At 64.1% G+C, this 14,137-nt stretch carries 13 protein-coding genes and 1 tRNA gene; 9 read left to right on the top strand and 5 right to left on the bottom strand.

All coding sequences use genetic code 11. From position 1 onward, the window contains the following. Positions 1–17 precede the first annotated feature (17 nt). The 3 genes from C483_RS07050 to C483_RS07040 all read left to right on the top strand — a co-directional run bounded on the left by C483_RS07050 (position 18) and on the right by C483_RS07040 (position 868). The gene (locus tag C483_RS07050) at positions 18–398 is read left to right on the top strand and encodes a Rid family detoxifying hydrolase (RefSeq protein WP_006652668.1); all 381 of its coding nucleotides are present in this window, start codon (positions 18–20) and stop codon (positions 396–398) included. 33 nt (positions 399–431) lie between these two features. After that, complete coding sequence (locus C483_RS07045) at positions 432–659, top strand: hypothetical protein (RefSeq protein WP_006652667.1); 228 nt, start codon at positions 432–434, stop codon at positions 657–659. 128 nt (positions 660–787) lie between these two features. Continuing rightward, positions 788–868 (top strand) — tRNA-Ser (locus C483_RS07040). 202 nt (positions 869–1,070) lie between these two features. Here C483_RS07040 and C483_RS21070 read toward each other — a convergent pair. After that, positions 1,071–1,196 (bottom strand): hypothetical protein, encoded by a 126-nt coding sequence (locus tag C483_RS21070; RefSeq protein ID WP_006652666.1) that lies wholly within the window; start codon positions 1,194–1,196, stop codon positions 1,071–1,073. 243 nt (positions 1,197–1,439) lie between these two features. Between C483_RS21070 and C483_RS07035 the strand changes: the two genes are divergently transcribed. The 4 genes from C483_RS07035 to C483_RS07025 all read left to right on the top strand — a co-directional run bounded on the left by C483_RS07035 (position 1,440) and on the right by C483_RS07025 (position 6,066). After that, on the top strand, positions 1,440–2,228 hold the full coding sequence (locus C483_RS07035; protein ID WP_049912485.1) for an SOS response-associated peptidase: 789 nt from the start codon (positions 1,440–1,442) through the stop codon (positions 2,226–2,228). 211 nt (positions 2,229–2,439) lie between these two features. Beyond that, positions 2,440–4,092 (top strand): thermosome subunit beta, encoded by a 1,653-nt coding sequence (gene thsB, locus C483_RS07030; protein ID WP_049912489.1) that lies wholly within the window; start codon positions 2,440–2,442, stop codon positions 4,090–4,092. Between the two features lie 302 nt (positions 4,093–4,394). Further along, entirely contained in the window at positions 4,395–4,535 is a 141-nt protein-coding gene (locus tag C483_RS20390) for a hypothetical protein (protein WP_006652663.1), read from the top strand. 94 nt (positions 4,536–4,629) lie between these two features. Beyond that, complete coding sequence (locus C483_RS07025; RefSeq protein ID WP_006652662.1) at positions 4,630–6,066, top strand: ABC transporter substrate-binding protein; 1,437 nt, start codon at positions 4,630–4,632, stop codon at positions 6,064–6,066. An 18-nt stretch (positions 6,067–6,084) separates the two neighbouring features. Here C483_RS07025 and C483_RS07020 read toward each other — a convergent pair whose 3' ends face one another. Next, positions 6,085–6,393 (bottom strand): amphi-Trp domain-containing protein, encoded by a 309-nt coding sequence (locus tag C483_RS07020; protein WP_006652661.1) that lies wholly within the window; start codon positions 6,391–6,393, stop codon positions 6,085–6,087. A gap of 127 nt (positions 6,394–6,520) precedes the next feature. Here C483_RS07020 and C483_RS07015 point away from each other — a divergent pair, with 127 nt between their 5' ends. Further along, positions 6,521–6,814, top strand: coding sequence for an ArsR/SmtB family transcription factor (locus tag C483_RS07015; RefSeq protein ID WP_004217273.1), 294 nt, complete (start codon positions 6,521–6,523; stop codon positions 6,812–6,814). A gap of 69 nt (positions 6,815–6,883) precedes the next feature. Here the strand turns inward: C483_RS07015 and C483_RS07010 are convergent, their stop codons facing one another. Further along, positions 6,884–10,021 (bottom strand): ATP-binding cassette domain-containing protein, encoded by a 3,138-nt coding sequence (locus C483_RS07010; protein WP_006652660.1) that lies wholly within the window; start codon positions 10,019–10,021, stop codon positions 6,884–6,886. 38 nt (positions 10,022–10,059) lie between these two features. Beyond that, positions 10,060–11,262 (bottom strand): extracellular solute-binding protein, encoded by a 1,203-nt coding sequence (locus C483_RS07005; RefSeq protein WP_241431480.1) that lies wholly within the window; start codon positions 11,260–11,262, stop codon positions 10,060–10,062. 159 nt (positions 11,263–11,421) lie between these two features. On the opposite strand from C483_RS07005, the gene C483_RS07000 reads away from it, so the two are divergent. Continuing rightward, complete coding sequence (locus C483_RS07000) at positions 11,422–13,341, top strand: ABC transporter ATP-binding protein (RefSeq protein WP_006652658.1); 1,920 nt, start codon at positions 11,422–11,424, stop codon at positions 13,339–13,341. Positions 13,342–13,568: 227 nt separating this feature from the next. Here the strand turns inward: C483_RS07000 and lrp are convergent, their stop codons facing one another. Beyond that, on the bottom strand, positions 13,569–14,033 hold the full coding sequence (gene lrp / locus C483_RS06995) for an HTH-type transcriptional regulator Lrp (protein ID WP_006652657.1): 465 nt from the start codon (positions 14,031–14,033) through the stop codon (positions 13,569–13,571). Positions 14,034–14,137: the final 104 nt, after the last annotated feature.

Here is a 14,137-nt window from a genome sequence, read left to right as displayed (position 1 = left end):
GGGAAGCAGTAGCGGGTATGAAGCGAATCATCGACACCGACGAGGCGCCATCCGCAGTCGGCGCGTACAGCCAGGCGGCAACCAACGACGACCTGCTGTTTACCGCCGGCCAGATCCCCCTGACGCCCGACGGTGATCTCCTCGACGACGAACCGATCGACATCCAGGCCGAACAGGCCCTCGACAACCTCGTCGCCGTCGTCGACGAAGCCGGCGCAACCCCCGCGGACATCCTCAAGGTCACCGTCTTCCTCGACGACATCGAGGACTTCGACGCGATGAACGACACCTACGCCAGCTACTTCGACGACGAGCCACCGGCCCGCAGCGCTATCGAGGTCGCCGCCCTCCCAAAGGGAGTCGGCATCGAAATCGAAGCGATCGCCTCACTCGAGTAAGCGCCGTTTTGCACGCTCCTGAGTGAACGACGAATGAATCCACGAACGAAATCCGCCCTGCTATGGGGTGCGGTCGGCTTCATGGCGTTTCTGGTCCTCGTCCAGGGCTACGCGCTGGCCGTCGAGCCGCTGGTCTCGATCGTGCAGGGTTTCGTCGTGGCAGTCCTCGTCGGTGTGGGGACTGCTGTGAGCGCGTACGTACTCGAGTACCGGGTGGCGGCCTGGTCGGCGAAGCGGGCGGCGGAGCGGACGCAGGACTGACTTCGCGCGTCGTTGGACGGCGCTGAGACGGACACGGGTCGTCGTACTGGCACTGGCGACGGCTGACACTGACGCTGGCGACGACTAAAAGTAAGAGTTAAACGAGGGACGTGGTTACGATAAGGTGAGCCAGGATGGCCGAACGGTAAGGCGCACGCCTGGAAAGCGTGTTCCCTTTGGGATTCAGGGTTCAAATCCCTGTCCTGGCGTTTCTTACAGTTCACACGACAAGCAATACCTTCGAGAGCGATCTGCTTCTAATGGGTCGATACACCTTGTCCAGGATGTTTCGGGTCTGCAGGCTCACGTATTGATAGAATACGGTGAGTTCAGTCAGTCCTACCCGTATTCGAGTAGCACTAGTATCCGTGGCTCGATAGACGGACACAGCCTACTGGAAGCGCAGCACCCTCACCGCTCGAGTTCGATCGGTGAATCCGTCGCAATCCAGCAGTTCGCTTTCTCGCGGTCTCGAATCTCGAGTTTCCCGTCCTGACACACGACCATTTCGTAGCGGTCTGACCCGGTTGTCGTCATTGGTGGCCCAGGCCATACTCCGAAGAGAACCGCTATCGTAACGATGGGCCTACGGCCGGCTGCCAGGCCAGTACGCGCTGCGTACTGGTGGGTAGCCACCTGTTACGTACGTGCCTGTCGTTTCACACATCGAAACGATCGCCCCCGTGGCTCTCGATTCCCTCCTGTTATTCGCATATCCGCACCTGTCGTGTCGACCCCCGAGCGGACAACGCTTTACCCGCGCCGGGCGAGAAAGACAGTATGTGCGGTCGTTACACACTCATGCTCGCGCAGGATGAGCTCGAAGACCGGTTCGGTGCGCGGTTTGCATCGGATGGCGAGCAGTTCTCCCCGCGATACAACATGACTCCCGGCCAGGACCTCCCCGTGATCACTGATGAGACGCCCACGACGATCCAGGAACTCGAGTGGGGACTGGTGCCGGCGTGGGCGGACGATGCGAGCGGAGGAATCATCAACGCGCGTGCGGAGACGGTCGGCGAGAAGCCGAGTTTTCGGGACGCATATCGGCAGGCAACGGTTGCGGATGCAGAGAGTGCAGAGATGGATCAGGACGTAACCGGTCGCAAGACGCCCGCGGCCGGGCGCTGTCTCGTCCCCGCCGATGGCTTCTACGAGTGGGTCGAGACGGGCGACGGCAAACAGCCCTATCGGGTCGCCTTCGAGGACGACCGGCCGTTTGCGCTGGCGGGACTCTGGGTCCGCCGCGAGCGGCCACAGGACGAGACGACCCAGACCGGCCTCGACGCGTTCGGCGGCGGGACCGCCGATAGTGCTGGGACAGATCCGGGGCCACTCGAGACGTTCACGATCATCACGACGGAGCCGAACGACCTCGTTGCGGACCTCCACCACCGAATGGCGGTTATTCTGGACCCCGCCGACGAGCAGCGGTGGCTCTCAGGGGAGGATCCAGCGGATCTGCTCGCACCCTATCCTGCCGCGGAGATGCGTGCGTATCCGGTTTCGACCGCGGTCAACGATCCGAGCGTGGACTCCGCTTCGCTGGTCGAACCGGTGTCGCCGTAATCGAAAATCTATACTTAAAGATGGTGGGATGTCGCGTCCTGTGAGGGCTTCTCGTGAATGCGACGGTGCGCGCCCGTTCTGAGTGGATCGGGGTGCACTACGGTGGTTTTCCTGCGTTGTTACCGATGGTCTGTCCCATCCTCTGCTTTCTTCGAATCGATACTTTTATGTAGAATCACAATCAATGATTCGGCTGACTATGAGCCAGCGAATGCAGCAGGGACAGCCGATGATCGTGATGAGCGAGGATTCCCAGCGCGTCAAGGACAAGGACGCGCAGGACTACAACATCAGCGCCGCCCGTGCGGTCGCTGAGTCCGTCAAGTCCACACTCGGCCCGAAAGGGATGGACAAAATGCTCGTCGACTCGATGGGATCGGTAACGATCACCAACGACGGCGTCACCATCCTCCAGGAGATGGACATCGACAACCCGACGGCCGAGATGATCATCGAGGTCGCCGAGACCCAGGAGGACGAGGCTGGCGACGGCACCACGACCGCCGTCTCCATCGCCGGTGAACTCCTCAAGAACGCCGAGGACCTCCTCGAGCAGGACATCCACCCGACGGCGATCATCAAGGGCTTCCATATGGCGAGCGAGCAGGCTCGCGAAGAGATCAACGACATCGCCGTCGACGTCGACACCGAGGACGAAGACCTCCTGCGCTCGGTCGCCGAAACCTCGATGACCGGCAAGGGCACCGAGGTCAACAAGGAACACCTCGCAAACCTCATCGTCGAGGCCGTCCGCCAGGTCACCGTCGAGGACGCCGAGGGCAACAACGTCGTCGACCTCGAGTTCCTCAACATCGAGACCCAGACCGGCCGCGGCGTCTCCGAGTCTGACCTTCTCGAGGGCGGCATCATCGACAAGGACCCGGTCCACGACAACATGCCAACGTCGGCCGAGGACGCCGACATTCTGCTGCTGAACGAGCCGATCGAGGTCGAGGAGACCGACATCGACACCGAGGTTTCCGTCACGGACCCAGACCAGCTCCAGCAGTTCCTCGACCGCGAGGAAGAACAACTCAAAGAGAAGGTCCAGCAGATCGCTGACCTCGACGCTGACGTCGTCTTCTGCCAGAAAGGCATCGACGACCTCGCACAGCACTACCTCGCCAAGGAAGGCATCCTTGCCGTCCGCCGCGCGAAGAAGTCCGACCTCGAGTTCCTCTCGGAGGTCGTCAACGCCGCTATCGTCTCCGATCTCGGCAGCGCGTCCGCCGCAGACCTCGGCCACGGCGACGTTCTTCGCGACGAGGAGGACGAACTGTTCTACGTCGAGGGCGAGGACGCCCACGGCGTCACCCTCCTGCTCCGTGGCTCCACCGACCACGTCGTCGACGAACTCGAGCGCGGCGTCAACGACGCACTCGACGTCGTCGCTCAGACTGTCTCCGACGGCCGCGCCCTCGCCGGCGGCGGTGCCATCGAGGTCGAACTCGCCTCGCGTCTGCGTGACTACGCCGACTCCGTCTCGGGCCGCGAACAGCTCGCCGTCGAGGCCTTCGCCGACTCGCTCGAGCTCGTCCCACGCGTGCTCGCCGAGAACGCTGGACTCGACTCCATCGACACGCTCGTCGACCTCCGCGCCGCACACGACGACGGCGACGTCGAGGCCGGCCTGAACGTCTTCACGGGCGACATCGAGGACACCTACGACGCCGGTGTCGTCGAGCCAGCCCACGCCAAGGAGCAGGCCGTGACCTCCGCTGCCGAGGCCGCGAACCTCGTGCTCAAGATTGACGACATCATCTCCGCCGGTGACCTCTCCACCGATAAGGGCGACGACGAAGGCGGTGCCCCAGGTGCCGGCGGCATGGGCGGTATGGGCGGCGGCATGGGCGGCATGATGTAACTCGGCTCAGGTTACACACCCCTCATCCCTCGTTCAACCGCGCTCCCGGACATCCGAACTCCCGGACACCGTACCTCGTACACTGTACACCGTACACCGTACACCGGTACAGCCCCACACGAATCGTCCGCTCACCGTCGTACTCGAGTACAGAGTGGACTCGAGTACCGCCGTTCATTTTTCGTTCACCACGCATCGCCTGTTTCGCCAGCAGTGCTCTCGCGATCGGTATCGGTACCGAGAGTCAGTGCCGGCCCCCCAGCAGGCTGGTGAATTATGCGTCTCGATCACGTTCGTTCCGTATGGCATATCAAACGACAATCGGCTGGTCGCTGTTCTCCTCGGGTGTCGTCACGCTCATCCTGAAAGTGCTCCCTGGCGACTCGCTCTGGTGGGGGCTGCTCCTGCTCGCACTGGGGATATTCGTCCTGTACATCCGTTGAGCGACTCAGGTCGGACTCACGGCGATCTGACGGAATCGGCGGCTCCGACTGTGTGCGCCCCGCCGTGGTAGTTCGGCACTCATCTTCCCACATCATGGACAGGCGAACGTTCCCGGTGCTCACGGACGCGGACGAGCCGCTCATCACACGGCTCGCGGCGGGCCTTGGCGAGGACGCCGGCCGCGTTCTCGCGTACCTGCTGTGTCGGATTCGGGAGACCGACCTCGACCGCACGGCGACGTTAACCGCGATCCACATCGGAACGAGTCTGAGCCAGAACGCCGCCCGGACGAGTCTCGACCGACTCGAGAAGCGCGGCTTCGTCGAGCAAACGACTGTCCAGACCTCCTCGCCGGGACGGCCGCCGAACGCGTGGTACGCGGTGGATTCACTCACGACTACCGCTCGGCAGGTTGCCGACGAGCACGCCCACCGATTGCTCCGGCAGGTAGCGCGGTTCGACGACGACGGGTACAGGAACGGGGACGGGGCGCCGATCGGCTCGGACTCGAGCCGGGACCGACCCCAGCTATCACTCCTCCCTGATCCTTCCACTTGTTCCGACCAGGGCCGCCGGGACAAACCCCCAGATCAGGTGCGTGTCGCACTCAACTGGCATCCGAACGGGTTCCACGGGGCGTTGTTCGGTCCGGTTGCGGCTGCTGACGGCGAGCCAGATACACCCGGTCGTCCGACCGGATCCGAATCTGAACCTGGACTCGAACTCGAGTTCGAGTTCCACGCCTGCGCCGGCTCGAGTGCGGCCGTCCGAACGGTCGCCGAGGACGAGAAAACGGACCTCGCTGTCGCAGGCGCAGCAACGGTGCTGTGCGAGCGCGCCGCTGGCCGCGATGTCGTGCCAGTTGCAGTCCTTCTCCCACGCTCACCCGTCGTCCTCTACACGACCCGGTCCGCGTTCGGCGAGCCGTTCGAGCGTCTCGACCAGCTTCGTGACCGTCGACTTGGCATGCCGCCTGCCTCAGAGACCGGCCTTCTCGGCCAGCTCTTGCTTTCCCAGGCGGGAGTCCGGGATGCGGTCGACGTCGTCGAACTGGCTGGCGAGGAACGCACTGCACTCGAGTCCGGTGACGTTGACGCGGTTACGGGTGTGGCGGCGGATGCGTCGCGACTCGAGCGCGACGGCGCGGCCGTCGACGTGATTTCGATCGCGGAACAGTATCCGGTGTACGGGCCGGCGCTGGTTGCCAGCCGTGCGGGACTCGCTGATCCCACGACCCAGGCTCAGGTTCGGGCGTTTCTTGCGGCGGTGACGGCCAGTTGGGGGCGGGTGCAGCGCTCGCCGTCGTCGGTTGCGACGGTGATTGCTGACCAGGCGACGAAAGCCGGAGACGGCGTCGCTGAAGCGCAATCCCGTGATCGAATCGAACGAACGCTTCGACTCGCGACCGATCGGTTCACCCGGAGCGACGGTGTCCGGAAACACGGCTGGGGGTGGCACACACCCGACGACTGGCAACGGCTCCGCGCGGCGCTCGTTCAGGGCGGTGTACTCGAGAGCCGGCGTGCCTGAGGCTGTTGCACGCTTGGCTCACCGCACCGACAGTCCCGACCCGCCGCCGTCGGTTGCCTCGCTGAACTCGAGTTCGATTTCGAGTTCGCGCTCGCGCTGTTTCGTGAACTCGATCTCCACCTCGATCGGTTCGCGGTACTCGAAGGGAATCTCCCACTCTGAGCCGGCGACGGTGACGTTCGTGTCGGCTTCGAGCTGATCTGCGAGGTCCCGGAGGAAGGTGGCGGTTTCCTGGCGGGAGAGGTAGACCTCGCGTTCGAAGAAGCCGTCCGTGATCGTCCGCTGTGTTCGCTCGCTGTCGTCCGGTACGTTGACCCGGTCACTCATGCCCTCGAACTACGACGAGGACGGCCATAAACCTGGACCTGATTCTGAGCCGACAGCCACGAAATCTGGTACGTCAGGTGTTCGTACCTACACAACGCTTCTGTGTGCGGCCGTGGACACCCCTCCTATGTCACTCATCGAGGCGCTGGGCAACGGGACCAGACTCGAGATCCTGCGCGAACTGTCCCGTGAGCCGAAGTACGTCTCGGAACTGACGGAGGCGGTCGGAATGGACGGCAAGACGGCAGTTCATCACCTCTCGACGCTCGAGGAGGCCGGCCTGGTCGACTGGTACATGCGTGGGAATCGGAAGTACTACCGGTTGACGGCGGCCGTGGAGCTACGCCTCGCGCCGCCGCCCGAGCGGACGTTCGTGTTGCAGGCGGACCAGACCGAGCCGGAGGTCTCGGAGACCGACTGAGGCTATTTTCCGCTCGGTGCGCGACAGCTATCTCACCACGCCCACGTCCACGTCCACGTCCGCAGCACTCTACAGTGGAAACGCCGGCACCGCATGACTCGCCGTAATCGACACCGACACCGGCGTTCCGACCTCGTACCACGTCTCGTGTGAGCAGCGACACTCGAGTACCGGCGCACCACCTGCGTTATCCTCGTCACTTTGGCCAACTGACTGTGTATTTTCCAGCCCGGACGTGGACTCGAGTACCACCCGGTAGCGGACCGTCGAGCCGGTGAACTGGCGGTGGACGATTCGGCCGTCAGCGATGTCGGGTGTGCTGTCGGATGCGCTGTCCGATGTGCTGTCGGTGATGGAGATGTCGTCGGGGCGGAGGAGGAGGTCGAGGTCGAGGGAGGTGCTTTCGTTGGCAACGTTGTTGTTGCTGGCGTCGTTGTCACTACCGTTGCCACTGTCGTTGTGCTCCTGTGGCTGCTCTCGATCCGTATATCCGCCCCGTTCAGCGCCGGACTGCAGTGCTATTCGGTCTCCGTCGAGCGTTCCGATCGGCGTTTCGACGACCCCGGTGCCGTTCTGGCGTCCGGGGAGGTAGCTCGCCTGTCCCAGAAAGTCGGCGACAGCCCGCGATTCGGGGCGCATAAACAGCGCTCGCGGGGAATCTGCCTGAGCAATCTCCCCGTCGATCATCACGGCAGTCCGATCACCGACCGAGAGCGCCTCGGTCTGGTCGTGGGTCACCCAGACCGCCGTCACGTCGACCCGATCGAGTATCTCCGAAACGGTTTCGCGCATCCGAACGCGGAGGCCGGCGTCGAGGTTCGACAGCGGTTCGTCGAGCAATAACACGTCCGGTTCCGGAGCCAGTGACCGCGCCAGCGCGATGCGCTGTTTCTGCCCGCCGGAGAGTTCGTCCGGGAACCGGTCGCGGTAGTCGCTGAGCCCGACTAACTCGAGTAGGTCGTCGACGGTTTCGTCGGCAGGCTGTCCATCCTCGCCGGCCCCATCACGATCACCGAGGCCGAAGGCGACGTTCTCCGCGACCGTCTTGTGGGGGAAGAGTGCGAAATCCTGGAAGACGATGCCGACGTCGCGGTCCTCGGAGGGGACGAACGTCTCGTCGGCGGCGTCTGCGACTGACTTCTCACGGATCCGAACGGTGCCGCTGTCGGGTCGCACCAGGCCGGCAATCAGTCGCAGCGTCGTCGTCTTTCCACAGCCGGAAGGGCCGAGTAACGTGAGTAGTTCTCCCTCCTGAACTGAAAGCGAGAGGTCCGAGACGGCGGGTCGCGCGCCGTAGGATTTCGTGACGCACTCGAGTTCGAGCACGGGCGCCCCTTCACTGTCCGATCGCGAACGATTGGGTGTGTCGGCTCGAACGGGGTTTCCGCCGTCGGTCGCGCTCCGTGTCCGTGTGGGTTGGCCACCGGATCGGCTGAACGGGTCTGTGTCGTCGCGTTCGGTCGTCTCTTCGTTCTGATTTGTCGGATTCATACGTTTGGTCCCGATACGGCGACGCACGCGCCGCCAGAGTGAGGTGCCGTCACCCGGCAACACGCCGACGATCGCCAGCGCCGAGACGCAGACGAGGACGAGCGCGGGGACCGCCGCGTAGCCGTAGTAGGCGTTGCGCTCGGCCATCCAGATGAACGTCGCGAGCGAGTCGAACCCGGCGGGCCGGAGGAGGAGCGTCGCGGGCAACTCCTTCATCCCGTGGAGGAAGACCAGCGCACCACCGGCGACGAGTCCGGGGACGACCAGCGGGAGCGTCACCCGGCGGAAGGCCGTGCGCGGCGGACAGCCGAGCGACCGGGCGGCCTCGACGAATCGCGGGTTGACGTAGAGAAAGGCCGTCCTGGCCGCACCGACCGCGAGCGGCAGGTAGAGCACGACGTACGCGAAGACGAGCAACGGGATCGTCTGGTACAGCGTCGGTGCGTAGGCCGATCCGAAGTAGACCAGGCTTAGTCCGATGACGACACCGGGCACGGCGAAGCCGACGTACGTCGCGCGCTCGAGTACCGTCGACGCGAGCGAGCGGTATCTGGCAGAGAGGTACGCGACCGGCAGCGCGAGCACGACCGCCGCGAGCGCGGCCAGCAGCGAGACCGACACCGAGTTCAGCGCGTACTCGAGTCGGAAGCCGAACGCGCCGACGTAGGTCTCAGGACCACGGACGAGCCACCACAGGAGCACCGACACCGGGAGGACGACGGCGAGGCCGACGATGGCGGCGCAGACGGCCAGCGCCGGCCACTTCCAGGCACCGAGGTGGAACGTGTACGAGCGCGAGCCGCCGCGACTCCCGCCGTGGATCGTCCGGTGCTCGCGCACGGCGTACTCGAGGACGAGGATGACGAGCGTGATCGCGACGAGGTGCAGGGAGAGCATCGCGGCGTAGTCGTGAGAGAGGGCGTTGTGTTCGACGTAGATCTGGCGCGTGAAGACGTTGAGTCGCAACATCGCGGGGACGCCGAAGTCGCCGGCCGTCTCGAGGGCGGCAAGCAGCGCGCCGGCGGCGATGGCGGGTTTCGTCATCGGGAGGACGACCTCCCGAAAGACGCCGAATAGGTTGTTTTCGAGGGTGCGAGCGGCGTCGATGTACGTCTTGTCGAACGCGCGCAGCGCCGCGACGGTGGTGATGAAGACGAATGGGTAGTTGTACAGCGTGAGGATGGCGACGGTGCCGGGCATGCCGTAGAGTTCGGGTAGCGAGGTGATGCCGAGCGGTTCGACGAGCGACTGGGCCAGTCCGTGCGGTCCCCAGATGGAGATGAAGGCGTACGCGCTGGTGTAACTCGGGATCACGAGCGGGAGCGCGAGTGCGGCCAGCCAGAACCGCCTGAATGGGAGATCCGTCAGCACCGTCAGTATCGCGAGCGGCACCCCGATGAGCACCGAGAAGGTGGTGACGAGCGTGATCAGGACGAGCGTGTTCGTGAGGATCTCGAACGTCATCGGCCGGAAGACGATCGACAGCGCCCGCTCGAGATCGACGGTGAGCGCCATCACGCCGATCCAGGCGACGGGGACGACGATCACGGCGGCGACGGCGGCTGCCAGCAGGGTGAGTCCCCACGGTCGGGAGCGCTGGTCGTCTCCGGACTCCTCGCCCGCAGCGGCCCCGTCCTCGGAGGCTACCGCGTGCGCTTTCTCGGCGCTCGCCGGCGCTGTTACGGTGTCGTCCGCCCGGAATGGATCTGGTCTCATGTCGTCACTCGGAACGTCGGATGTTGTTTCCCGCCACCTCAGAGAACGTTCTCCTCGCGCAGGAGTTCGAGCGTCGGATCGGGGTCGTCGAGTTCGTTCAGATCGAACTCGGGTGGCTCGAACTCGTCCGTGCCGGGAAGCTCCTCGAGTGGGGCGACGCCGTCGATGACGGGATACTCCCAGGTTGTCGTCGCGAAGTACTCCTGTGCTTCCGCCGAGAGCATGTGCCGGACGAAGTTCGCGGCGGTCTCGGTGTCGTCGCTGTCGGCCATCACCGTGCCGCCGGTGACGTTGTACATGGCCCCTGCGTCGTCGCTGGTAAACGCCAGGCCGACGGAGTCGCCGCCGTGGTCGCGGACGACGTAGTGGTTCGTCAGCCCGACGCTGACCTCGCCGTCGCCGACGGCCTGTGCCAGCGCGCTGTCGCCGCCCGGCGAGGCCTCGATGTCCTGGTCGTCGATCATCGACCGAATCCACGAGCGGGTCTCATCCTCGCCGTGGAGCAGCCGCATCGAGGTGATGAACGCCTGGAACGAGCCCTGGTCCGGCGGCCACATGATATCGCCCCGGAATCGTTCGTCCTCCGCATAGGCGAAGATATCGTCCGGTAGCTCGTCCGCGTCGTACGCGTCCCTGTTGTACGCCACCGCGCGGAATCGGCGGGTGAAACCGGTCCAGTGACCGTCCGGATCGACCGAACCCGTATCAACCAGCTCGACGACCTCGTCGGGCAACTCGACGGTGTAGCCCTCGTCCTTGAGGTGGGTCATCGACTGCGTCTCGCTGCCGTAGAAGACGTCCGCTGGCGTCTCGGATTCCGTCTCGATCGTGCTGATCAGATCCGCCGTATCGTCGTACCGAACCTCGATGGTCAGGTCGTCGTACTGCGCCTCGACGTACTCGATCAGTTCGCCGATCCGCGGCTGGCTGCGTCCCGAGTAGATCGTCAGGTCCCCGTTCAGGTCCGGCATCTCCTCCATGGAGACGCCACCCGGATCCGGTCGTCCCTCCCGATACGTGGGATCTCCGAGCACGTCTGATTCGTCGTCTCCGAGCCCGAGACAGCCACTCACCACGCCCGCCGAGACGAGCCCGACCGTGGCAAGATATCCTCGACGGCTCCCGCTCCACCTGTCCCGCCCGCTCCCGTGGTCTCGTTTGCTCCGGTCGGTCCGTCCACCCCCAGTATCCCGTTCGGGTTCACACCGCTCGGGTACTCGAGTCCCACTCGATCCGTGCATGACGGACAATATCACGATAAGCGCCCGCATAAAGCCCGAGAGTCGGGTATAGTCGTCCGTTGGAAAAGTATACACGCGTCGTGGGGTGTCGTGAGAGATGCGCCACGTCGGCGCATTCGATCGATGTGAATTTACGATTCGAAACAATAGCGGGTGTCAGTGACTACCGAGACTGACGAGACGCCGTTCGACGTCTACCGCGAGGACGTCGACCGGCCGATTTCGAGACTCTTTCTGTCGTACGCACCGGGTCGATTAGGCTGGTTCTCCGCGGGGATGGTCGCGAACTTCGTCGCGCGGATGGCGAGTCTCGTTCCACCACTCCTGCTCGGCGTCGCCATCGATGCAATCTTCACCGACGCGGACGGCGCGTTCGAACTGCCGCTCGTCCCCGACGCCTGGCTGCCGGCGGAACCGATGGCCCAGTTCTGGTTCACGATCATCGCCATCGCCGTCTCGTTCGTCGTGGTCGCCGTCTTCACCTGGATCTACGGCGTCACGGCAAATCTGTTCGCTCACAGCGTGATGCACACCGTCCGGGTCGACTGTTTCGAGAAGATGCAACGGCTGGACATGGCCTTCTTCGACGACAAGCAGACCGGTGAGGTCATGGCCGTCCTCAACAACGATACCCAGAACCTCGAACTCTTCCTCGACAACGCGCTGATGAACTCGGCACGCCTCATCGTGATGGTCGCCGGCATCGCCGGGGTCCTGTTCTACCTGAACTGGCAACTCGCGTTCGTCACCCTGTTCGCGGTGCCCGCGATGGTGCTCTTTACCCTCTGGTTCATGCGCGTCGTCGAACCCCGGTACGTCCGCCAGCGCTCCGCCGTCGGGCGACTCAACACCCGCCTCGAGAACGCCATCGCGGGGATGGGGCTTACCAAGACCTCCTCGAGTGAACCCTACGAGGTCAGCCGCGTCAGTGACTCATCGAAGAACCTCTTCGACCGGACGATGGACGTGCTCAAACTCACCTACGTCTACCGGCCGGGAATGGAACTGCTCGCGGGGCTCGCCTTCGCCGCGACCTTCCTCGTCGGCGGCCTCTGGCTCGCAACCGGCACCGCACCGGGACCGCTGACCGGCTCCCTCTCCGTGGGCGACTTCGTCGTCTTCCTGATGCTCACCCAGCGCATCGTCGACCCGCTCGCGGAGGTCTCGAACATCGTCGACCAGTACGAGAACGCCAAGGCCTCGAGCGAGCGCGTCTTCGGACTGATGGATATCCCCGTCTACGTCGACGATCCCGAAGACCCGGTCGACATCGAACCTGAAGCCGTCGACGGCTGCGTCACGTACGATCACGTCTCGTTCAGCTACGGGGAAACCAACGCCCGACTCGGCGACGATACGGATCCCGAAACCGTCGTCGAGGACGTCTCCTTCGAGGCCGATTCCGGCGACACGGTCGCGCTCGTCGGCGCGACGGGTGCCGGTAAATCGACGCTGCTCAAACTCCTCCTCCGGCTCTACGACGTACAGGAGGGCTCGATTCGGCTCGACGGCCACGACATCCGCGACCTCACGCTCGCGGACCTGCGATCCGCCGTCGGATACGTCGGTCAGGACACCTTCCTCTTCGACGGCACCATCGCCGACAACATCCGCTATGGCCACTTCGAGGCCAGCGACGACGCCGTTCGCGAGGCCGCGAAAGCCGCCCAGGCCCACGAGTTCGTCGCCGAACTCGAGTCCGGCTACGAGACGCGGGTCGGCGAGCGCGGCGTGAAACTATCGGGCGGCCAGCGCCAGCGGATCGCGCTCGCACGGGCTGTCCTCGCCGATCCGCCGGTCCTGATTCTGGACGAAGCGACGAGCGCCGTCGACACGAAAACCGAGCGGCTGATTCAGGAGTCGATCGACCGGCTCACCGAAGACCGGACGACGCTCGCCATCGCCCACCGGCTCTCGACCGTGAAGGACGCCGATACGATTCTGGTCATGTCCGACGGACAGGTCGTCGAACGCGGCACCCACGACGACCTCCTGGAGGCTGACGGTCGTTACGCGGCCCTCTGGAAGGCACAAGCTGGTCATCTTGAATCGATGCCAGTGGCGGAGGAACTCGAGTAAGTCGGCTGCGTTGGGCGTCACGCAGTCACGCCGGGTCGTTCTCTCGAGTGCTGTCCAGTACAGTCGGATGGAGTCGAACGTACTCGAGTGGGGATCGAAAGCGAGCGGAGACAGTGTGGTCTCGGGTTGCCGCAAGCCAACTGATTGTCGTTGTCGTTGTCGTTGGAGCTGTAGTTGCGGTTGTGCTCGTGAGCCGATCTGCGTTGTCGGGCAGTCTCGCGGCCCGATCAGGCGTCGTCGCCGATGTCGAGTTCGAACTGTTCGTTCTCGGAGACGGCGTTGAGCACGACGCTGGTGTTCGAGGCCTTGATGTCGGGGTCGGTCAGGAGCTCTTTGATCTGGTCGTTCATGCCGTCGGTGTCTTTGAACTTGCCGATGGCGATCACGTCGTAGTCGCCGGTGACCTCGTAGACGCTGATCATCTGGCGGTGGTCACGCAGGGTGTCCGTGATGTCGGGCAGGGCGTTCCCCTCGACCTGGAGCTGGATAACGGCGGTCACGTCGTAGCCGACGGCATCGTAGTCGACCCGTGGTGTGTAGCCCTCGATGACGCCTTCGTCTTCGAGGTCCGAGAGGTGGTTTGAGACCGTCGTGACCGACACGTCGAGTTCTTCAGCGAGGCTGCGGAGGCTCGCGCGCCCGTCCCCGAGGAGGGCATTCACTAGTTTTGCGTCGAGATTTTCGTACGTCATCACGTTCACCCACTCATCCAGGCCTTTAGAAATTTACGAATATTCAATTCCACTCCGGTGAGCGGAGAATTGCTCGGAGCAGTAGGGTTTTAGTCGGGGAGTTA

The organism is Natrialba hulunbeirensis JCM 10989, from assembly GCF_000337575.1.
Classification (GTDB): Archaea; Halobacteriota; Halobacteria; order Halobacteriales; family Natrialbaceae; genus Natrialba; species Natrialba hulunbeirensis.
The sequence above is the reverse complement of the archived record's forward strand: the minus strand, read 5'-3'. Positions and strand labels throughout refer to the sequence as shown.